This is a genomic window from Rossellomorea marisflavi, from assembly GCF_022170785.1.
Lineage (GTDB): Bacteria > Bacillota > Bacilli > Bacillales > Bacillaceae_B > Rossellomorea > Rossellomorea marisflavi_B.
The window spans coordinates 4,173,789-4,194,818 of sequence record NZ_CP081870.1; the positions used below are offsets into that span (position 1 = coordinate 4,173,789).

Sequence of the window (21,030 nt, forward strand, 5' to 3'; positions counted from 1 at the left end):
ACGGTTCACTTCTTTCTGTTATGTTCACTGGCGTTGACTTGATCAATCAGCGTCCCAAGATACTTTTTGACGCATTCGGACGCTTTCACAGGGTCCTGCGCCTCTATGGCTGATAGAAGCTCTGTGTGCATCCTGATATCTTCCTGATTCAAGTCGTTCAGGTCAATAAGGTTATAGATTGATTGATGGACAGAATCGATGATGGAGTCATACATCTCCATAAACATCGAGTTTCCTGATGCACGAATAACCGCTTGGTGGAACGCACTATCATGCCGGACGAATGACGAGGCTTTTCCCTCTTCAGCGGATTTCTTCCACAAAGCCAGGAGGCCGCGCATTTCCCCAACCTGTTCGTCCGTCCTTCTCAGGGCTGCCTTTTCAGCTGCCTCCCGTTCGAGGGCCAGCCTCAGCTCAAGGACCTCCACCAAATCGCCTGCTCTCATCCGTTTACGAAGGGCACGGTCAAGGCCGCTGTGACTCTTCACGGTGGTTCCGATTCCCTGTCTCGTTTCCAGATATCCGGCGTGAACAAGGGATCGGATGGCTTCCCGAAGGGTATTGCGGCTGATCCCCAGGGTGTCCATCAGGACCGGTTCCGGCGGAATCTTCTCACCAATCGGCCACTCCCCGCTCTCAAGAAGTTGTTCAAGCTGATTCAGTGCCTGCTCCGTCAATGTTTTTGATTGCACCTTTTCCATAATGATCTGACCCCTTTTAAAGGTAGGATGATTGGTTCATTGGATGAGTATAACATAAAAAGAAGCGCAGGAGCGGTTGAAAAAACCGCTCCTGCGCTTCTTTTTGTTATTCTCCTGTACGGGCGAAACGCTCGATACGTTCTCCGATTTCATCCCGTACTCGCTGGAAGAATGCCCATTTTTCTTCTTCAGATCCTGTTGCCTTGGCCGGATCGTCAAAGCCCCAGTGTTCACGTTTTACGGTAGGCGGTGTCACAGGACACTTATCTGCCGCATCCCCGCATAGGGTCACGACAAGATCCGCTGAATTCATGATGGCCGGATCAATGATATCAGATGTTTGATTCGAGATATCAATATCCGCTTCCTTCATCGCCTTTACAGCATTGGGATTCAAGCCATGGGCTTCGATTCCTGCACTGTAGACGTTCCACTCGTCTCCCAGGTGTTTTTTTGCCCAGCCTTCAGCCATCTGGCTGCGGCATGAATTTCCTGTACATAAAAAGTAAATGGTTTTCTTTGACATGGTGCGTCTCTCCTTACAACGAGTAGTGTGATTTTATAGGATCAGTAACCAGAGATACAGTCCGACCAGGGTAATGAACAGGGTCGGGATCGTCAGGATGATACCTGTTTTGAAGTATGTTCCCCAAGAGATCTTCACGCCCTTAAGGGACAATACATGAAGCCATAGCAAGGTGGCGAGGGAACCGATTGGGGTGATCTTCGGCCCCAGGTCAGAGCCGATGACATTCGCATAAATCAAGGCTTCCCGGATGACCCCCGTCGTATTCGTATCCGATATGGCAATCGCGTCAATCATCACCGTCGGCATATTATTCATGACGGAGGAAAGGATGGCCGCAATGAAGCCCATTCCGATCGTTGCCGCAAACAGCCCTTGGTCCGCCGTAGCCTGGATGGCATCGGAAAGGATATCAGTGAGACCTGCGTTGCGAAGTCCATATACCACCACATACATCCCGATCGAGAAGAACACGATGGCCCATGGCGCACCCTTGATGACCGTCTTCGTGTTCACCACGGGACTTCGTTTCGCCATGATCAGGAAAAAGATTGCGACGATCCCCGCTACGATGGAGACGGGAATCCCGATGAATTCGCTGACGAAATAGCCCGCAAGCAAAACAGCCAGGACCACCCACGACAGCTTGAACATTTTCTCATCTTTGATGGCGTCCACCGGTTTTTTCAGCTGGGACACATCATATTTCCCCGGGATGCTCTTTCGGAAGAAGAGATAGAGAACCAGTATGCTTGCTCCAAGGGAGAAGAAGTTCGGGATGATCATGCGTGAAGCATATTCCACGAATCCGATGTTGAAGTAGTCTGCCGATACTATGTTGACCAGATTGCTCACCACAAGGGGAAGCGATGTAGTATCCGCAATGAATCCACTCGCCATGATGAAAGGAAATACGAGCTTCTCATTAAAGTTGAGATTCCTAACCATCGCCAAGACGATAGGCGTCAGAATCAATGCCGCTCCGTCATTTGCAAATAAGGCTGCCACCACGGCCCCTAAAAGCGAAACGTAGATGAACATGCGGACCCCGCTACCCTTGGCCGCTTTGGCCATATGAAGGGCTGCCCATTCAAAGAACCCGATTTCATCGAGAATGAGTGATATCAGGATGATGGCAATGAAGGTCAGGGTAGCGTTCCATACAATCGATGTAACATCGATGACATCACTGAATGTGACCACTCCCAAGAGCAGAGCCAAGATTGCACCGCCGCAGGCAGACCAGCCGATCGACAAGCCCTTCGGCTGCCATATGACCAGCACCAGTGTGATCAGGAAAATCACCGATGCCAATATTACTTCTGTCAACATAATTCCTCCTCTAGCAGGTTGCGTTCTCGCCCCTGCATCTCAATTGTTGAAGTACCTCATCGCTGTCGGGAATTTGTTGAAGGATCAGCTGGATCAATTCATGTTCCGGACACGCGGCATTTAATGAAAAATAGCGCCACTGACCCCTTCGTTCTTCATTCACATAGTCGGCAATCTTCAGCTTTTTCAAATGCTGGCTGATGGACGGCTGACTCACTTCAAACATATCCACGAACTGACAGACACAATAATCATCCGAGCTCAACAGCTTCATCATCATCAGGCGCGTCGGGTCACCAAGCGTCTTCATACAAGCCGAAACCCTCTTTGCATCCATAGCTGCTATCGTAGTCAACACCAATCCCCTCCCTGCACATTCATTTGTATGTACGAATTATATAATGAACCACTTATATAATCAACGACTTATATAAAAACGCATAGGGACGGTTCCGATGCGACACCTTTTGTCGCATCGGAACCGTCCCCGTGTTTCAGTGTTTCATCACTCAGCTGCAGGAGCTTGATGCACTGCAGGAAGACGCTGTTGTGGCCGGTTTTGAAAAGGTCACACTGCATACGCCGGTTTCAGGGAGTTCCAGTTCCACTTTCGAGGCGGCCTCTTCGTCTTGGCTTATGTGTGCCACCACAGACCTTACTTGCTCATACCCGGTTGCCATGAGGAATGTAGGAGCCCTGCCATAGCTCTTTGCTCCGACAATGTAGAAGTTTTTTTCCGGCTGACTGAGTTCCTTCTCACCATGCGGTCTTACTGTCCCGCAGCTATGGACGTTCGGATCAATGAGAGGAGCGAGGGCTTTCACACTTTCTGTCGCTTCATCGATCGCCGTCCGCAGTTCGCTGAAAATGCTGCGGTCCGGGCGATTGCCCGTGCTGACGATCATTTCATCCACTCCTTTGATTTCAGTTGTGGAATTCTTGATGATCAACGTTCCATCATCAGCAGACCTCACTTGCTCGATCTTGAATCCTTCATATACTTGGACGATGCCGGAATCGACGAGGCGATGGATGCGGCTCCCTAGTTCTCCCCTGGCAGCAAGAGCGTCTTTCTCCTCACCACCGTAAGCCTCACGGACGCTTTTCTTACGGATGATCCAGACAATTCCCGTTTCAGGGTATGCTTCTTTCAGTGTTGCCAGTTCAAGGAGGGCATTAATGGCGGAGTGCCCGCTCCCGACAACAGCCACATTTTTTCCGGAGTACCGTTCACGATGTTTACCCGTCACATCCGGCATGCCATAGAATGATCGTTCGTTGGCACGTCGCTCACCGGAAAGCCAGACACCATCTGAATTGGCCGGGTTCGGGTTCCCCCAGGTCCCCGTAGCATCGATGACGGCCTGCGCTTCAACCTTGGAGACTTCCCCGTCACGCTCGACGTAGAGGACAAACGGGACTTCATCACGGCCTGCCGTCTTCATCTTATCGCGATCTTTCTTGCTGATTGACAAAACCTTTGCATTCAGTTCAAGATAAGGCTTTATCCCAACGGTCTCAGAAAGGGGGATGAGGTAGTCATCGACCAGCTCCCGTCCTGTCGGCAGCGCTTCGAGATCCGGCTCCTGCCACCCTTGGCGTTTTAACAGCTCCACTGATTTTTTATCCATGTTATACCTCCAAGGTGAGAAGAGGCGGATATGTTCCCACGTCTTGATATTCGCTCCGACCGCTTCTCCTGCTTCAAATAGGACAAACGGTTGACCGTAACTGATAAGATGAGCGGCAACTGCCAATCCGACTGGTCCCGCTCCGATGATGGCAACTGGTAATTGAGATGATTGGTTCATAATTCTTTCTCCTTTTGGTTAGTTGGTAGAATTTTTTCCATGATCATGACATCGACAAATTTCCCATCCAGTATTCCTTGATCCTTAAAGATTCCCACTTCCCGGTATCCACGTTTCCTGTAGAGCCCTTGCCCCAGGGTATTAAACGGGAAGGTGAAGAGGACAAGTTTGTGAAACTGTTTTTTGGCCGCTTCCTCCTCCAGGTTCCTCAGAAGCTGCCCGCCGATCCCTTGCCCTCTTGCTCCCCGCCTGATATAAACTGACAACTCGCCCACCCCGGCGTAGGCCGCACGCGGGCTGTACGGTTGAATACTTGCATATCCGTTGATTCCACCCATTCCTTCAGAAACCAGTACGATGTATCGACCCGTATGACTTTGAAACCATTGGTTTATGTAGACTGCGTCTTTTTGATCTGTTTCCAGCGTGGCAATCCGGTCTTCAATCCCCTCGTTGTATATCGACAGGATCGCTGGTAGGTCCTTTTCTGTAGCATGACGAATCACTCCACCACCTCCATTTGAATTGGTCATTTATTGACTTTATCAACTATTAGCCCGAAAGCAACACCACTCCCATCAAGTGGCGCAGCTTCCATTTCCTCCGTTCTGGCGCATAGCCGAGAGGAGGAAACTCATACTTTCCATGACCTGATCGTGTTTTGCCGGATCTATGAACTGAAAAATATTCCCGATGTATTGGAGCATCTGACCAGCAATTTCGTCCGCTTTTTCTTCACCTGCATCTGTCAGGGCAAGGAGCACGTAGCGCCGGTCTTTTGGATCGGCTGTCCGGGAAAGGAGCTCCATTTCTACAAGCTTGTTTACTTGTTTGCTTAGCATACCCGTATCCATCACCAGCTTTTGAGCCAGCGTTTGAAGGGAGATAGCAGGGCTTTTCTGAAGCTCATACACAATATGACTTTGCGTGACCGTGATTCCGCAGCAGTCGGATCCATCTCGTTGCAATAATCCGAAATCCCTGACAAGCTGCTGAAGCATTTCGCGCATCTCACTCTGCTTTTCTTTATTCATAGAATCACTTCCTTGCTTACATGATAATACCAATAGTTGATTAAGTCAACTATTGGTATTATTCTTTTTCTTTTTTTGAAAATAGTCTACTATTTATGTGTGAAACAATCCTATTTCCTAGAAAGGACGGCGGCATAATGTCATCACTAACGATTCTCACCAAAGAAAAACTGACTGATTGCATCCACCTGTACATCGATGTATTCAATTCTCCGCCCTGGAACGAAACATGGACCGTGGAGTCGGCATCGGAACGGCTGTCGGACCTCCTGAGCACACCAAAGTTCCGCGGTTATACCCAGCACATTGATGGAAAGCCCGCCGGCTTCATTGCAGGGAATGCCAAAAGGACATCAAAAGGGATGACCTTCTATATCGCAGAGCTTTGCGTCGACCCATCCATCCAGGGAAAAGGAATTGGATCCACGCTCCTCTCTCACTTGGAAAGGGAACTGAACCGTGAAGGAATTGAGTCGATCTACCTCCTCACCTCTCCGGGATCTCCTGCGGAAGGATTTTATGAACGGCACTCCTTCACAAAGAATGACACCAGGATCGTCATGCATAAATGAAAGCGTTTCACGTGAAACAATAAAACCTGGGAATGCTTATATTCAAGCGTTCCCAGGCAATTTATCAATTCAGCACGTTACCCGTGATATACATCGTGATCAGACCACCGAAAATAAAGAACAATAAGATCATACCCAAAATGATCCAGAATTTCTTCATGTATAACCAACCCTTCATGGATATTGATACGCCCATTGTAACACAACAGCCTTGAAAACAACCCTATCCGGATGCGTCCAAATGTGACAGAATCAGGGCTTATTCGTTCAATTCTTCTGTCAGCTTCCTTCCCCCGATGCGGTAGGCGAGAGGGGTGAATATGATCAGGGTCGTCACCACCATCGTAAGGACAATCCCTCCTATGATGCCGTAGTTAATGGCCAGCGGTCCCGGATCAATGATATTGATGATATAGGAGATGACGGCTCCAACCACGATACCAAGACTTAATCCGATCATGATGTATAATAGCACCTGTGTGAGGATCACACTGATGATTCCTTTCCTGGTAAGTGACAGGGTCCTTAATATGGCAAACTCCTTACGCTTCGAATGAATATTGTTCAATAGGGTGTTGAAGACACCGATTGTGACGCTCAGAAGCATCACGCCAAGGAAGATGATGAAGATGGACCAGCGCTGTTGGAACATTTCATTCGATTCTTTAACAGACTGCCCGTACGAGTGGACTTGCAGTTCCGGAAACTCACCCTTCAATGATTCCAGTTGCCCGGGATCCCCTCCGCTGACGAACATCCTCGCAAATCCTGCGTCACTGAACGTATCGTCCTTCCAATCCAATAGGATATCCGTATCAAATAACTCACCTTCGATTGCGGCTACCTTTAAAGGGTTCAACGGAACATAATCCTCCAAATCATTCGAGAATGCTTCCAATTGAAGGCGGTCCCCCGCTTTTAAATCATGCTTCCTGGCAAAAGGTTCAGAGACAATCACACCATCCTCATCACTGAATGATTCATCGATGAATCCTTGCTCCACCATCCCATCCAGATCACCCCTCAGGACCGTCACGTCCAATCGGGAATCCCCTTCCATAAGGGCGGCCCCTGTATAGGTACTGATGAAGCTTGCTTCAGAACCAGGTATTTTTTCTTCCACTGATTCCTTCAGTTTGAATGGATCAAGGGATGTCGACTCCAGTCTTGACTGCAACACGACTTCAGTCGGAAACTGGCTCTTCAGATACAGGGCTTCATTGTTCTGGATCGTCTTCAGCATGACGGATCCAAATACGGCAATGATCATCATCATGCTCACCGTGAGAATCACGAATGTATTTTTCTTCACCTGGGGAATGACATTCCGGATTGCGACGTAGGAAGCATTTCCGCCAACTCTCCGCAGGAAGGGCGCGCTCTTCTTCAGGATCGGTGAGAGATAGAGTGGGAACAGGACGAAAATGGAAAGGGTGAAGATGGTCGCGGCAGCAAGCACGCACAACACCTGATTCTCCTCGTCCACCGCCACCAGCTTTCCGAATACCAGCACGACGATGCTTATGATGAGCAGGGCCCTGCCTATGAACCTCCTGCCCGTGGTGGAGAACGAGAGCTCCTCATTCTCCTGCATGACCTTCAATGGAAGGGTCTTCCCGTTTTTAAGGGCCGGGACCAGAAGAAACAGCTGGATCAGGAAGGCACATGCCACAGTCACCCAAAGGGCGGTGCCGGTATGGAAGTCTCCACGTGCCACAGCGATGCCCATCCAATCCTGGAGGAAACCCTGGACATAGCGCTGACTGAGGTAAGCGAGCCCCACACCAAGGAAGGCGCCTGTTGCCGTGATGACACTGCTTTGGATCAAAATGATTCCAAAGAGCTGCTTCGCAGTTGCCCCGATCGACCTCATGATGGCAAACTGCTGTTTATATTTGTATAAGAACGTTTCAAAGTTCGAGATGATCAGGAGTGAGGTCACGATCAGGACGAAGAAGCTAAGGACATAAATAAAGATGGAGAGGGATGACAGATTCGCTGTCAGATACGGATTCTCTTCTGCCAGTTCGACGCGGAGTCCCTCATCCAATCCCTTGATTTGCGTCGCAAGCTTGAGATTGTCTGTTCCTGCTGCCGTCTTCACCAGCACATAGGTGGCTTCGATGTCCCCACCCATGAAGCGCTTCACGTCATCATAAGAAAGAATCAGGATATCGGGCACAACCCCCGTTCCCGTATTGTCCTTGAACGTCTCAATCAAGGAAAGGGTCTTCCCTTCCACCTTCAACTCATCCCCTACCCCCACTCCTAGAGCCTTGGCAAGGGACTCATTAATGATGATCTCTCCTTCCCCCACCTCTTTCTTGAAATGATAGCGGCTCTTGACCAGCTCATCGGTACCGACCCCGAGACTGTAAGTTGGGGCTTCGCCTCCGAATGAAGAAAGAGCAAGCTGAGATATGAGGACATTGGACGTCTCTTCTACACCTTCCATTGCGGTCAGCCGGTCAAGGAAATCCTGATCGATGACCCCGTTATCGGCGGTATCATATCCCACAGACAGATCCATCGTCCCGAACATTTCCGTGACTTCATCCTTCACCGTCTGCTTGGCATTCATGGCAAACAGAATCATGGTGAGAACGAGGGAGATGGAGAGACAGACGCTCAGAATCGAAGACAGGGTGATGAACGGATTTGCCCTCAGGAAGCGCATGGAGGTGGCGAAGATCGTCTTCATGCCCCTCATTGATTGCGTAGCTCCATGATCATCTGGAATTTCTTCAGGATGGCTGAAAGGTCGCCACTCCCTTTACACCGGTGTTCATCCACGATCTGACCATCATGGAAGAAGAGGACCCGGTCCCCATAGGTCGCCACATTCGGATCATGGGTGACCACGATGACGCTTTTTTGGAATGTTTCTTTCAGTTCGACTAGCATATGTAAAATGTCCCTGCTTGTATTGAAGTCCAGGTTGCCCGTTAGTTCGTCTGCAAGGATGATGGGAGGCGAAGTGATCAGGGCACGCCCGATGGCCACACGCTGTTGCTGCCCTCCGGATAGCTCGACCGGCCTGTGCTTACGCCAATCCGAAAGCTGCACGAGACCCAGCATCTCTTCCACCTTTTGCTTCACTATGTTCTTCTCCACGCCTTTCAACACCAGGGGCAGACCGATATTTTCTTCAACCGTGAGGTCCTTTAGAAGGTTAAATGACTGGAAGATGAACCCGATGTGATCGCGACGGTAGAGGGTGGCATCCGGTTCCTTGAAAAATCGGGTTTTCTCTTCTCCGTTCAGCATGATAGAACCTCCACTCGGCTCATCCAGTGCTCCGAGGATATTCAGGAGCGTGCTCTTTCCAGAACCGCTTGTTCCCATGATGGTCAGCATCTCCCCCTGTTCCAGGGAAAATGATACCCCCTTCAAGGCGTTCACCTCGTGACCTGCACCTTGGTACTTCTTATGTAAATTGCTGATCTCCAATACCGACTGACTCATGAGCCACCCCATTCAAGATAATCTATCCATTATTGTTGTAATTTTACAACCAATGAGCGTTTCCTTCAAATTTTTCAATAAAAAAGACCAGAAGCATGTAAAAGCCCCGGGTCTTATTCCGTATCATTCTATAGGTGCCTTCTTTCCAATTGCTCCCCTTACCATCTGGAACAAATATATCAGAATCGACTTCAAGAAAAAGACACCATACACCTGGATCTGATTTAACCTGACATATGAGAATAGCCCTTGTCTCTTAAGAAAAGCTGAAAATGGATAGATGAAGAACAGATCGGTCACAAGATTTGTCAACAAGAAACGAAATATCTTCCCGTAAGAAAATTTCATGATCCAGAGGGTTCCAATGAAAAACTGTCCCCATACGAGTGGCATTTCTCCATATGCCCCTGGGAAAAGCTTTTCATAAAACCACCACCACTTTCTCTTCTTGGCGAGGATTGATTCTAAACTGATGAATACACTTATGAACAAGCTGGTCAATCCGTATCGCTTGATCGTTTCCTTCCCAAGGAATGGAGCCGACAGCCACGGAACCAATAAGATCAACCACAACAAGAGTCTTGGATGCTTCGTCATCAATACGCCCTCCTCAATGAATCTTCAAGCGTATTGTCTCCATGAAGCTGGATTAATATGAGCGGATCAGGCTAAAATACTTTTTTCTCATAAATCCGGATCGATAGGACCCACGAGAGCGCGAAGACCAACAGGACCACCGCACAGACCATCAGATAGGGAATGGCACTTTGCAGGGAGACCAGCGTCCCGACGAATTCCCTGATGATGTCATTCAAATTGGGGACGAACATCGTCACGACGGCAAAGTAGACAGCGGACAGCACAAGAAAGGCAATCATCAAATACTTGGATGCAAACTGGTAGGCAAACGGCAACATGAAGGAAAGGGACAGGAGGGACAGCATCGTCATGAAGATGATTCCTTGCCATTCCATGTTCGTTTCGTGAATGATCAGACTCCCCACGTAGAGCAGCACCGTGATGACAACCGTATAGATCAGAACGCTGAGATACTTGGAACTGACGATTTCCTTACGGGTGAACGGAAGGGAATTCAAGAGGAGATTAATCGTCGCTTTCTCATCGTTCCCGAACGTCGACATCGACAGAACCAGAATGAAGACCAGCCCCACCCAAATCGGCGGAGCCCCCAGGACGAGATAGAGGATCAAGACGCCCAATAGGATCACGAGGATATTCCGGTGGAGCATGAAATCCTTACGAATTAACTGAAGCATGGAACCGGTCCCCTTTCTTCGTGTAGTACATAATATCCTCCAACGTCGGTGCCTCAATGAGGGCATGACCGCCGAAGAGGTCCTCGGCCTTCCCCCGGTCTGCCGTCAGGGCTTCAAAGCCGAATTTCGTCTTCTTCAAGCTGACAAACTCCTTCTCCGTGTCTGCATCCAGCAGTTCAAGCCCGCCCTTGATTAATGCATAATCTTCTTCAATCTTGTAATAAGGTTTCGTGAAAATATGCCGACCGTCATGAATGAACGTGATGTAATCGGCCGCGCTTTCAAGATCCGTCGTAATGTGAGTGGAATAAAGGATCGTCTTCTCACCCTCTTCCATCACGCTATGAAGAATATCGAGGAGCTCCCTGCGGAAGATGGGGTCAAGACCTGCCGTCGGTTCATCCATCAGGATAAGTTCTGCGTGATGGGAAAATGCGACGGCCAGGGAGGCCTTCATGAGCATCCCTTTCGAAAAAGTCTTAAGCTTCTTCTTCAATGGGAGCTGGAACATCGTTACATATTGTTCGAACACGTTATCATCCCATCTGGAATAGGACCACTTCGCGATTTTCTTCATTTCGTGGAGTGTCAGCTGCTCGTAGAAGACATTCTCATCAAATACGAAGCCGATCCGTTCTTTGATATCCTTCTCATGATCGCTGTAGTTCAACCCGAACACCTTCAGCTCTCCACGGTCAGGCTTCAACAGGTTCAGAATCATCTTGAGCGTCGTGGATTTTCCGACACCGTTCCCCCCGATCAATCCTGTTATGAATCCCTTCTTCACTTCCAATGAAAAATCATTGATTTCAAAGCCGTTGAATCGTTTCTCCACATTCCTCAGTTCAATTGCATTCTCCATCAGTTTTCCTCCCTAAATAACATATCAAGCAACTCTTGGAGTTCGGAAAGGGCGATTCCCATTTCCTTCCCGCTCCGGATGGCTGCAGAGAGCTGCTCTTCAATCCCCTTCATCTTCTCTTCCTTTATCAGCTCGCTGTTTTGATCAGCAACGAACGACCCTTTTCCAACAACAGAGTAAATGTAGCCATTCTTCTCGAGCTCTTCGTACGCACGCTTCGTCGTAATCAAGCTTACGCTGAGTTCCTTTGCCAGCTGCCTCATGGATGGCAGACTCTTTCCGGCTGGAAGATGCCCCGATATGATCTGCTCCTTCACCTGTTCGTTGATCTGTTCATAAATCGGCTTCTTGGAGCGATTTGAAATTAGGATTTTCATACCTGAACCTCTCACTTTTTACTTTATATGTAACAATATACACAATATATACAATATATACAATAGGAATTTCCAAAACGGTTGTAATTGACCCGAGCTCTCAAATATTTTAATGTATTAAATAGTTTAACAACATAAACAGTTAGAGGTGAATAAACTTGAATCAAGCTGACTATATCAAAGAAGCCGTATCCATCTTCAACTCCATCAACAGCCATCTTCTGAAACATCATTTTGCGACATTGAACCACGAAATCCCTCCTAAGCAGTTCATGATCATGAAATATGTCTATGAAATCAGGAAAACTAAGATTCAGGACGTGGCGGAACAATTCAACCTGTCCATGAGCTCCGTGAGCCAGCTTGTTAAAAAACTCGAATCAGACGGTTATGTAAATCGATCCATCAATCCAGACAATCGAAGGGAAACATTTTTGACCCTGGGGGAAAAGGGCGAGGAATACTTCAAAGAGTATGAACTCGTCGATCAATACATCATTGATCACTATTACGCTCAATTAAGCATCGATGAAACAAAGCAGATGCGAGACATTGCGCGTAAGCTTCAAGGAATCGTCATGGATCGTCAAGGGGACGACGAGTGAACTGGCAGCAGCAGACGATCGACCTCTTCCTAGCCTATGAGTCGATAGCCGTCGTCATCAGCATCGTATTGAATATCGTCATCAGCGTTCTAGGCGTCGTTCCCAGCGTCTTTTTGACTGCTGCAAACCTCGCTGTATTCGGCCTCTGGGGTGGAATCGGCGTGTCATTCATCGGGGAGGTAATCGGGGCCCTCATCGCCTTTTTCCTTTATCGTAAAGGCTTCGGGCAGCTGAAGGATCGGAAGGGGTTCTCCAACCCCAAAGTTCAGAGACTGCTAGTGGCCTCTGGAAAGGATTCGTTTCTCCTTATCCTTCCCTTAGGATCATGCCCTTTGTACCATCGGGGTTGGTGACGTTCATAGCGGCTATCGGCAAAACGCCCTGGCCGATCTTCGCTGCGGCAAGTTCCCTTGGCAAAATCCCTGCCATTTTAATAGAGGGATTCTCGGTATATCAGGTCATTCAGTGGACAGGGATGGGGAAATGGATACTTGCCTCCCTTGCAGGAATTTTCATCTTCCTTACCCTCCGAAGGCTTTATTCACGACCATCCAGTTGAAGCTCCTGTATGATGAATAATAATTACGAATGCTCGACACTATTTAACCATAGGAAGCCTATTTATTATGAACTCTCTGTTAAAGGTAAATGTTGATAATTGATACTTGTCCGAATTCTAAACGTGTTCCGGTGAACAATGAGGACACTGTTCGGTTTTGAAAACATAAGGGTCGGCAACTCGATCAATGGCGACTAATTTGAAAAGAGGTGGGAAGTGCAAAATGGAAGATATCTATACTAATGTCTTGAAAAACGACAGATTAGATGAATACCCTTTATTCAAAAAGTTTTGTGTTCTCAAGGAAAAAGGGCTACGGAAGGAATCCTTTAAAGCTTTATCCTCCTTTATAGATGAAGCAAGGGAATGGGATAATGACAAACAACAGAATTTCGCTTGTTGGCTATTTACTTTATTTGAATCATCAGACAATATTCACCACTTACTTGTTCACCCTTTAGAAGAAAATTTATTAAAGCCTATACTTGAGGAATGGATCAAGAAAAATCCTAAAGAACCAGGACCATATAGGTGGTATGGCTTGTTTTTACAAACAGAAGATCTGGTGGAAAAAGCTATCATTATTGAAACTAATTAATATTAATTTTTACTCACTTTGGTATTCGTTTCACCATATATCTGAAGATTTATATTTGGGCAATATTGAAGAAGATACTATCCTTATTTCCAATTTACAGCAGTTAAATGATAAGGTAGAGTGCACACAAACCAGGAAGAATATTGATGACGAAATTAACTATTACAGAGAACTTTTGAATGATTGGATTACGTTTAAAAAAGAACAAAAAAAGGACTTTGTTAAATGGTGTAAAAGCAATAATAAAGATTACCATTGGACAAATGCTTATTATTACGAATAATGAAGAGCTTTTTATAGCCCATTTAAAATAGTGATCAATCAACTTTAAAACCCAACAGAATTATCAGGAAAATAAATTATTTACATTATTTTCTTACTCTGGTATAGTTGGTAACAATTTAATCAATCGACTAGGCCATGACGAGGATACGAGGCAGGATGAACGGTTTACAGAGAAGGGAGACAAGGCTGAAAGCTCCCCAATGCAGCATCCGGTTTTACTCCCTTTGAGCCGCGCTTGGAAACTTGCGCCGTTTTATGCGATGTTACAGCATATTCAATGAGCCACCGCTTGCGGTGGGAATTTGGGTGGAACCACGGGTAATCAACACATGCTCGTCCCTTCTTGGGACGTCATGTGTTTTTTTATTTTTATAGAAAAGGAGACAAAGAAGATGTCAAATCAACACGTTAGGATTCAATTTCCAGATGGTCAACAACAAGAATTCCCACAAGGTGTCACACTGACCGATATCGCTCAGTCGATCAGCCCGGGCTTACGCAAAAAAGCCGTGGCAGGGAGTGTGAATGGAACGACGGTTGATTTGACACGACCGATTCTTGAGGACGCTGACATTGCCATTTACGATGCAGGTTCTCAGGAGGGAATCGGTGTCTTACGCCACTCGGCTGCCCATATCCTTGCCCAGGCGATCATACGACTGTATCCGGACGCCTCTTTCGGAGTAGGACCGGTGATCGAGAACGGATTCTATTATGATATCGATATAGAAAAAGCTTTAGTCCCGGAGGATCTGGTGGAGATCGAGGACATGATGGGACAGATCGTTCAAGAGGATCTTCTTGTCCTCCGAAAAGAAGTGACAAAGGATGAGGCGCAGGACCTTTTCTCTCATGATCCATTGAAACTGGAACTGCTTGAAGATATTCCTGCCGGTGAAGCCATAACTGTTTACCAACAAGGGGATTTCTATGATTTATGCCGTGGCCCCCATGCGCCATCCACTGGCAAGGTGAAGCACTTCAAGCTTATGAGTGCCTCAGGGGCATACTGGCGCGGGGACAGCGACAACCGTATGCTTCAACGGATCTACGGGGTTGCCTTTGCGTCGAATAAGGAAATGGAGGAGCACTTCCTTTTTCTAAAAGAGGCGGAAAAACGGAATCACCGTAAGCTCGGGAAGGAGCTCGACCTGTTCATGTTCTCTGAAGAAGCTCCGGGGATGCCCTTTTACTTGGCGAACGGACAGTTGATCCGGAATGAGCTGGAATCCTTCTTAAGAGACCTCCAGACATCGTACGATTATCAGGAAGTACGCACTCCCCTGATGATGAATCAGCGCCTTTGGGAGCAGTCCGGCCACTGGGATCATTATAAAGAAAATATGTACTTCACTCAGGTCGACGATCAATCGTTTGCCCTGAAGCCCATGAACTGCCCTGGACATATGTTGATCTTCAAGAATGGTCTCCGCTCCTACCGGGACCTGCCGATCCGAATGGCAGAGTTCGGTCAAGTACATCGACATGAGTTCAGCGGGGCCCTCAATGGCTTATTGCGCGTCCGTAGCTTCTGTCAGGATGACGCCCATATCTTTGTGACCCCGGAACAGATCGAGGCAGAAGTGTCCCTAGCCTTGAAGATCATCGATCATGTGTATCGGGTATTCGGCTTCAGCTACGAAATCGAGCTCTCCACTCGGCCGGATGACTTCATGGGACATCCTGATCTTTGGGACCAAGCAGAGTCTGCTCTGGAGAACGTATTAAAGAAAATCGGTTATCCATACAAAATCAATGAAGGAGACGGGGCTTTCTACGGACCGAAGATCGATATCCACATCAGGGATGCCATCAAGCGCAGCCATCAGTGCGCGACAGTCCAGCTCGACTTCCAGCTTCCCGAGAAGTTCGATCTGACATACGTGAATGAAGAAAACGAGAAAGTGCGCCCAGTCGTCATCCATCGTGCCGTCTTCGGTTCCATAGATCGCTTCCTCGGCATCCTGATCGAGCACTTTGGAGGAGCGTTCCCCCTTTGGCTCGCGCCTAAGCAGGTCGAGGTCATCCACGTTTCGGATGCGCACACGCCATATGCCGAAAGCGTTGTGCTGAAACTTCGCCAGGCATGAATCCGTACCTCTTTGAATAATAGGAGTGAAAAGCTGGGGAAGAAGATCCGCGAAGGACAAATGCGAAAAGTTCCATATATTCTTGTGCTTGGAGATAAAGAGAAAGAGAGTGGCTCCGTCACCGTCCGGCGCTATGGAAGCGAGAAGCTTGAGGAATACCCCGTAAATGATTTCGTTGAAAAGGTAAGAGATCAGATCCGCGACAAGCAATGATGGGAAAGTCGCCTTGTTGAATGCCAAAAAGTAGCGTATCCTAAAAAGATAAAGCTGCCTCAATCCAACAAGGAAGGTGTCAACATGACTGTTTCTCTTATCATGTTCGGCTTGATCGGGATTCTGATCGGGATTCTCTCAAGTATGTTCGGTTTCGGTGGGGGCTTCGTCGTAGTACCGGTGCTGTATGCATTCCTGCCCGACACGATCCCTCATGAATACCTCATGCACACAGCCATCGGATCATCCCTTGCCGTCATGATCATCAACTCATTCAACTCAACCTATAATCACTCAAGAAAAGGAAACATCAAGTGGTCTGTCTTCAAGAAGCTGGCCTGGTTCGTTGCGATTGGATCGCTCATCGGTGGAATCGTGGCCATCTTCATCGACAGCGAGGTGCTGCGATACCTCTTCATCGCCCTGCTCTCCTATATCCTGATAAGCAATTTGGTGAAGAAGACGTTCACCTCGGATCGGGAGGACGATGACTTTGAGCTTCCAGGAAAAAAGGCTGCGACTGTCTTCGGTACAGGGATCGGATTCATCTCCACCCTCCTCGGCATCGGTGGGAGCGTCATGACCATCCCGTTTCTCCGGAAACATGGCATGCGCATGCTGAATGCTGTCGCACTGGCGACCCCACTCGGTCTCCCCATTGCCATTGTAGGGGCAATCAGCTACTTGGTTTCAGGTTTGCAGGTAGACCATATGCCTGCATCCACAATTGGATTCATTTATCTCCCTGCTCTTGTAGGTTTCACGATAGGGGGGTTCATCGGGGTCCCATTCGGAAGAAAATGGGCACAGAAGCTGCCTGACGGAATCTTTTCAAAAGCCTATCTTGCCATACTGGCCGTCGTGATCATCATGATGATTGTGGCGTAAATAAAACGGGGACGAATCCGGTGCTGACCTGCACCGGATTCGTCCCCGTTTTTTTATCCTTTATTCAGTTGGAAAAGGCCCGCTTCCTTGGCAGAGCGGATGGCGATATATACGAATGGTCCAAGGATCAGCCCCATCACTCCGAAGAAGACGAATCCGAAGTACATGGTCAACACGGTCGGCAAGGCAGCAAGGCCGATCGAGTCCCCAAGGATCTTCGGCTCGATGGCACGGCGGACGATGGTGATCACAGCCGCGAGAACGATCAAAGCCAGTCCTCCGTTCATGTCTCCCAGAATCATGGCGAGTAGGCCCCATGGCGCAAGCACCAGTGCCGGTCCCACATAAAGGGGGATGATATCGACGAGCCAGATAATGATGCTCATGATGAGAGCAACCTTTGGCGAGATGAATAATAATGCGATGTAGGTGATCAGGAATACTCCGATACTCAAGATGAATTGAGCCTTCCAGTACCCCATGAACACTTTGCTCATCTTCTGGAATACAAAGCGAAGTTTACCCGATGTTTCCGGCTTGAAGAAATTGAAGAACATATTCAAAAGCTTCGGCAGATCCAGACTGAAGAGGAAAAAGGTGATGAGATAGATCAGAGTGACAAATACCATATTTGGAATTGACTGAAGCGCTGAACCGATGGCATTGATCAGCTGCGAAGTCAGATGCACGGCTGTGTCGGTCAGTCCTTGGGACTGTTTCTCGATCTCTTTGACAATCCGATCACCCTGCGGGACTTCATCGATGAATTCATTGAAGCGGATCACCTGATCATTGACAAAAATCTGAATATCCTTTGCGTAGACCGGAATATTCAACGACCATTCATACAAGGAATTAAACACCCTTGTCACCGTGAAATACAGTCCCCATGCACACACGAGCATGAACGTGGTGAAGACGATGATGACTGGTAGGAGACGTTTCTCAGATTTAAGGAGCTTCTTCACCCACTTGACAAGCGGTTCCATGACCATGGCTGTCAAAAGGGCAAGGAATATGGGGAGGAACACCGAAAAGTAAATATACACAAACACAAAAGCAACAAGGAGAAGCACAAACATGATGACGCGTTTAACTAGAACTCGATTCAACTATCAATAACCTTCCTTCTGAGAGCCAATAGGCAACTGCCACTATAGTACTTTAATTCTAAAGTGTATAGGAAGGAAAGTAAATCTTTAGTAAAAATCGAAATCTCAATGAAACCTGTTTAGTGGTCCATCCGTAAATAAGTGCAAAGGAGTTGATCAACGTGGTGGCTTGTACAAGCTGTCAGAATAAATGGAAGGGACGAGATATTTGGAGGCTTGGTTTCTCCAAAGAAGGAAAAAGCTGTCCTCACTGTGGTACCACCCAATATATTTCTGCCGAGTCGCAGAGGATGATGAGCCTGGGATTCATCAGTGTGGTGGCCATTCTGCTTTTCCCTTTCATCATCAAGCTGAGCGGAGAGAAAGAGCCCCTCTGGTGAATCTGAACCGGCATGATCGGTAAGGGATCGCGCCGGTTTCTATAATTCTTTGAGAATGGACGAAACAATATGTTTGGAGTCCCATTCTCCTCTGGAAAATGACATGATCGGGTACTTTTTCGGGAACATAGTCTGTTGAATCTCATTGACTCCAAGGCCCTCATGATGCAGGGCCGTCACCTTTTCCTTAATTTTTGTTAAGTACTCAAGCTTCAGCTTCATGGCTTTTTTTCCATTCTTCACGTAGCCTGCATGACAGCAGAACATCTCGTCGAAGTCATACGTGAGTATTTCTCTGATCGAGCGGATGATGGCAGGTATGCTTTCTTCCCGCAGTACAATTTTCGTTTTAGGAGAAACGTAGAGGTCCCCCGAGAATAGTTGCCCGGTTGACTCTTTCAGGAATGAAACGTGATCGGCGGCATGTCCCGGAGTGGAGATGACCTTAAACACATCCCGTCCGGAATGGATGACCTCAGGCAACGGCTCTGATTGGAATGCAGGACGTTTACCCCAGAATACCCGTCTGTAAAAGGGGTAGGTTGCCTTTTCCTTACATTCCTTACGGTAAAGAGGATTCATCAAGACCGGGATTCCTTTGCTGTTACAATAAGAGGCGTTTCCTATATGATCCTCATGATGGTGCGTGATCAAGACCATTTCGGGATTCACCTCATCAATGAACGGTCGGAAATGGCTACGCAACGAATGCGAACCGGTATCAATCAGGACATCGCCGGCTGCAAACGCATAGCAATTCAATTGAACTCTGAATGCTTCTTGTCTACACTCGAACAATCGAACTCCTGATTGCTCACTTTGACATGATTTTTGTTTAAAAAGCACGTAGAACCCTCCCCGTCATTTCTCTTTTCTCTACTGTACCACATGAATGAATAATCACTCACTTTTTCAGAAGAAAAAGAAGCAGGAATCTCCCCACTCCTTTCATGACTTACTTGAAATAAAAATGATGCAGGATGAGCGCCACCAGTGCCTCGAGGTCACGGTTCCCGACTTCCATGACCGAAACGTTACTCACCGTATGATTCCGCTTCAAAGTGCCGATTGCAGCATCACCCGAATGCACCGATATCGTCGAGGTGACCGGATTGGTAATCGTTTGAAGCGTCCGCTCTCTGATGCGGAATTCGATTACTTCCTTCCGTTTGCCTATCCCCTTTGAGTTCGCCAGTGTCTCCGCTTGGCCGATCAGCTTTCCGTTCCGAACGATTTCCCAATGCTCCTTCATGGAAAACCGGCGTTCCCGGTACCATTTAACCTGATAGAGATCTCCATCAATCTTGATCTCCAAGGAGACGTACCAGTTAGAACTGACCATCTCTCCGATGATGAAACGGCGCTTGCTCTCGTAATATCGCTTAAGATACCCTCTTTTTTGATTTCCTTCGAATAAAGGCTTCGGGACGGAGAAGGACCGTTGAAGGTGATAAAAGCTCCACCCCTTCACATCCTTCGGAACGTATGCCTGCTCTCTCTTTTCGATATGTTTGGTCAATACATACAGAATAAGGGCTCCGACGGGAAAAAGGAGGGCCGCTCCCAACAGCTCGGGATCAACGGCATCGAAGACAAGATAGCGGAACAAGGCCACGACCATGACCATGACAAAATAAAAGAGTAATTGGATCAACATTTTCCCTACTTTCAGCTTTCATTTCTCAGAAGTTCGGCCAGGACCTCAAGTGCCCTGGCATCGATGATGATGTAACGGGTTCCTTCTTTCCTGATGTATCCTTTTTGTGTAAAGGATGAGAGCACATGAAGGAGATGTCTGTACGAAACGCCAAGGAAATCGCAGACCGTCACGTGCTTCTCTTTATAGACAGTACCGTCCGCCGTCTGGAGGATGAAATCGGCCAGTCGATTCTCGAGTGGAAAAGACAGGGTTTGAGAATACTTGGCCGACATGGCAGTCGCCTTCAACGTAAGGAACTTGGTCAACTCCCTCAAGAACGTGGCGTCTTCTAGCAGCTGATCGCGGAATGATTCGAGTGGAACAGCATAGCAGACCGTTCTTGTAAGTGCCTGGATTCCCTTAGAATAATATACTTCGTTCACAAGCTCCATCTCACCGATGAAGTCATGGGCATTCACAAAGTTGATCAAGGAGACTTTTCCGTTGGAATATGTCACATAGATTTTCGCCTTTCCTTCGATTACATAATAAAAATAGTCCGGCCTTGTCCCTTCCCGGATCAGCCATTCATCACGCTCGAACACGTGGACTTCCAGATGCCGTTCCATGGGAAAGGAAAAGAAGGACCCTATGGAATGACGTTTCATGATGCTTTGTCTTGTGGAACCTGTGATTTTCTTCAT

At 47.7% G+C, this 21,030-nt stretch carries 22 protein-coding genes and 2 pseudogenes; 7 read left to right on the forward strand and 17 right to left on the reverse strand.

Annotation, left to right across the window (positions count from 1 at the left end; genetic code table 11):
- Window positions 1-5: 5 nt before the first annotated feature.
- The 7 genes from K6T23_RS21465 to K6T23_RS21495 form a co-directional block, all read right to left on the reverse strand.
- Window positions 6-701 carry a FadR/GntR family transcriptional regulator gene (locus tag K6T23_RS21465; protein ID WP_238283288.1) on the reverse strand — a complete coding sequence of 232 codons (696 nt, stop codon included), beginning with the start codon at window positions 699-701 and terminating at the stop codon, window positions 6-8.
- A 106-nt stretch (window positions 702-807) separates the two neighbouring features.
- Complete coding sequence (gene arsC / locus K6T23_RS21470; RefSeq protein WP_238283289.1) at window positions 808-1,227, reverse strand: arsenate reductase (thioredoxin); 420 nt, start codon at window positions 1,225-1,227, stop codon at window positions 808-810.
- Window positions 1,228-1,260: 33 nt separating this feature from the next.
- Window positions 1,261-2,556, reverse strand: a complete 1,296-nt coding sequence (locus K6T23_RS21475; protein WP_056539998.1) for an arsenical efflux pump membrane protein ArsB — start codon at window positions 2,554-2,556, stop codon at window positions 1,261-1,263.
- A 13-nt stretch (window positions 2,557-2,569) separates the two neighbouring features.
- Window positions 2,570-2,896, reverse strand: coding sequence for an ArsR/SmtB family transcription factor (locus K6T23_RS21480; protein WP_238284495.1), 327 nt, complete (start codon window positions 2,894-2,896; stop codon window positions 2,570-2,572).
- Window positions 2,897-3,068: 172 nt separating this feature from the next.
- Window positions 3,069-4,370, reverse strand: a complete 1,302-nt coding sequence (locus tag K6T23_RS21485) for an NAD(P)-binding domain-containing protein (RefSeq protein WP_238283290.1) — start codon at window positions 4,368-4,370, stop codon at window positions 3,069-3,071.
- Window positions 4,367-4,876 (reverse strand): arsinothricin resistance N-acetyltransferase ArsN1 family A, encoded by a 510-nt coding sequence (locus K6T23_RS21490; RefSeq protein WP_420493486.1) that lies wholly within the window; start codon window positions 4,874-4,876, stop codon window positions 4,367-4,369. The genes K6T23_RS21485 and K6T23_RS21490 overlap by 4 nt, the downstream gene beginning before the upstream one ends.
- A 72-nt stretch (window positions 4,877-4,948) precedes the next feature.
- Window positions 4,949-5,404: a MarR family winged helix-turn-helix transcriptional regulator gene (locus tag K6T23_RS21495; RefSeq protein ID WP_238283292.1), complete on the reverse strand. Its 456-nt coding sequence runs from the start codon at window positions 5,402-5,404 to the stop codon at window positions 4,949-4,951.
- Between the two features lie 137 nt (window positions 5,405-5,541).
- Here K6T23_RS21495 and K6T23_RS21500 point away from each other — a divergent pair, with 137 nt between their 5' ends.
- A complete protein-coding gene (locus K6T23_RS21500) occupies window positions 5,542-5,976 on the forward strand; it encodes a GNAT family N-acetyltransferase (RefSeq protein ID WP_238283293.1) in 435 nt (144 codons plus the stop codon).
- Between the two features lie 259 nt (window positions 5,977-6,235).
- On the opposite strand, the gene K6T23_RS21505 is transcribed toward K6T23_RS21500, so the two are convergent.
- From K6T23_RS21505 to K6T23_RS21530, 6 genes are all read right to left on the reverse strand, one after another.
- Complete coding sequence (locus K6T23_RS21505) at window positions 6,236-8,686, reverse strand: FtsX-like permease family protein (RefSeq protein WP_238283294.1); 2,451 nt, start codon at window positions 8,684-8,686, stop codon at window positions 6,236-6,238.
- Window positions 8,683-9,441, reverse strand: a complete 759-nt coding sequence (locus tag K6T23_RS21510; protein WP_238283295.1) for an ABC transporter ATP-binding protein — start codon at window positions 9,439-9,441, stop codon at window positions 8,683-8,685. The genes K6T23_RS21505 and K6T23_RS21510 overlap by 4 nt, the downstream gene beginning before the upstream one ends.
- A 123-nt stretch (window positions 9,442-9,564) precedes the next feature.
- Window positions 9,565-10,038: a hypothetical protein gene (locus K6T23_RS21515; RefSeq protein WP_238283296.1), complete on the reverse strand. Its 474-nt coding sequence runs from the start codon at window positions 10,036-10,038 to the stop codon at window positions 9,565-9,567.
- Window positions 10,039-10,109: 71 nt separating this feature from the next.
- Entirely contained in the window at window positions 10,110-10,718 is a 609-nt protein-coding gene (locus K6T23_RS21520; RefSeq protein ID WP_238283297.1) for an ABC-2 transporter permease, read from the reverse strand.
- Window positions 10,699-11,580 (reverse strand): ABC transporter ATP-binding protein, encoded by an 882-nt coding sequence (locus K6T23_RS21525; RefSeq protein ID WP_238283298.1) that lies wholly within the window; start codon window positions 11,578-11,580, stop codon window positions 10,699-10,701. The genes K6T23_RS21520 and K6T23_RS21525 overlap by 20 nt, the downstream gene beginning before the upstream one ends.
- Window positions 11,580-11,957, reverse strand: coding sequence for a GntR family transcriptional regulator (locus K6T23_RS21530; protein ID WP_238283299.1), 378 nt, complete (start codon window positions 11,955-11,957; stop codon window positions 11,580-11,582). Before K6T23_RS21530 ends, K6T23_RS21525 begins: the two co-directional genes overlap by 1 nt.
- A gap of 158 nt (window positions 11,958-12,115) precedes the next feature.
- On the opposite strand from K6T23_RS21530, the gene K6T23_RS21535 reads away from it, so the two are divergent.
- The 5 genes and pseudogenes from K6T23_RS21535 (at window position 12,116) to K6T23_RS21555 (ending at window position 17,195) form a co-directional block, all read left to right on the forward strand.
- Window positions 12,116-12,562 (forward strand): MarR family winged helix-turn-helix transcriptional regulator, encoded by a 447-nt coding sequence (locus tag K6T23_RS21535; protein ID WP_238283300.1) that lies wholly within the window; start codon window positions 12,116-12,118, stop codon window positions 12,560-12,562.
- Window positions 12,559-13,121 (forward strand): annotated as a pseudogene (locus K6T23_RS21540) (TVP38/TMEM64 family protein). Before K6T23_RS21535 ends, K6T23_RS21540 begins: the two are co-directional and overlap by 4 nt.
- 223 nt (window positions 13,122-13,344) lie before the next feature.
- Window positions 13,345-13,719 (forward strand): hypothetical protein, encoded by a 375-nt coding sequence (locus tag K6T23_RS21545; RefSeq protein ID WP_238283301.1) that lies wholly within the window; start codon window positions 13,345-13,347, stop codon window positions 13,717-13,719.
- Between the two features lie 677 nt (window positions 13,720-14,396).
- Window positions 14,397-16,307 (forward strand): annotated as a pseudogene (gene thrS, locus K6T23_RS21550) (threonine--tRNA ligase).
- An 84-nt stretch (window positions 16,308-16,391) separates the two neighbouring features.
- Window positions 16,392-17,195: a sulfite exporter TauE/SafE family protein gene (locus K6T23_RS21555; protein WP_238283302.1), complete on the forward strand. Its 804-nt coding sequence runs from the start codon at window positions 16,392-16,394 to the stop codon at window positions 17,193-17,195.
- Between the two features lie 53 nt (window positions 17,196-17,248).
- Here the strand turns inward: K6T23_RS21555 and ytvI are convergent, their stop codons facing one another.
- A complete protein-coding gene (ytvI, locus tag K6T23_RS21560; RefSeq protein WP_079514034.1) occupies window positions 17,249-18,307 on the reverse strand; it encodes a sporulation integral membrane protein YtvI in 1,059 nt (352 codons plus the stop codon).
- A 161-nt stretch (window positions 18,308-18,468) separates the two neighbouring features.
- Between ytvI and K6T23_RS21565 the strand changes: the two genes are divergently transcribed.
- A complete protein-coding gene (locus tag K6T23_RS21565) occupies window positions 18,469-18,687 on the forward strand; it encodes a TIGR04104 family putative zinc finger protein (RefSeq protein ID WP_056539629.1) in 219 nt (72 codons plus the stop codon).
- A 39-nt stretch (window positions 18,688-18,726) separates the two neighbouring features.
- Here K6T23_RS21565 and K6T23_RS21570 read toward each other — a convergent pair whose 3' ends face one another.
- The 3 genes from K6T23_RS21570 to yeiL all read right to left on the reverse strand — a co-directional run bounded on the left by K6T23_RS21570 (window position 18,727) and on the right by yeiL (window position 21,030).
- A complete protein-coding gene (locus tag K6T23_RS21570; protein WP_238283303.1) occupies window positions 18,727-19,533 on the reverse strand; it encodes an MBL fold metallo-hydrolase in 807 nt (268 codons plus the stop codon).
- Window positions 19,534-19,642: 109 nt separating this feature from the next.
- Window positions 19,643-20,344 carry a tubby C-terminal domain-like protein gene (locus K6T23_RS21575; RefSeq protein WP_238283304.1) on the reverse strand — a complete coding sequence of 234 codons (702 nt, stop codon included), beginning with the start codon at window positions 20,342-20,344 and terminating at the stop codon, window positions 19,643-19,645.
- Window positions 20,345-20,355: 11 nt separating this feature from the next.
- On the reverse strand, window positions 20,356-21,030 hold the full coding sequence (gene yeiL / locus K6T23_RS21580) for a transcriptional regulator YeiL (protein ID WP_238283305.1): 675 nt from the start codon (window positions 21,028-21,030) through the stop codon (window positions 20,356-20,358).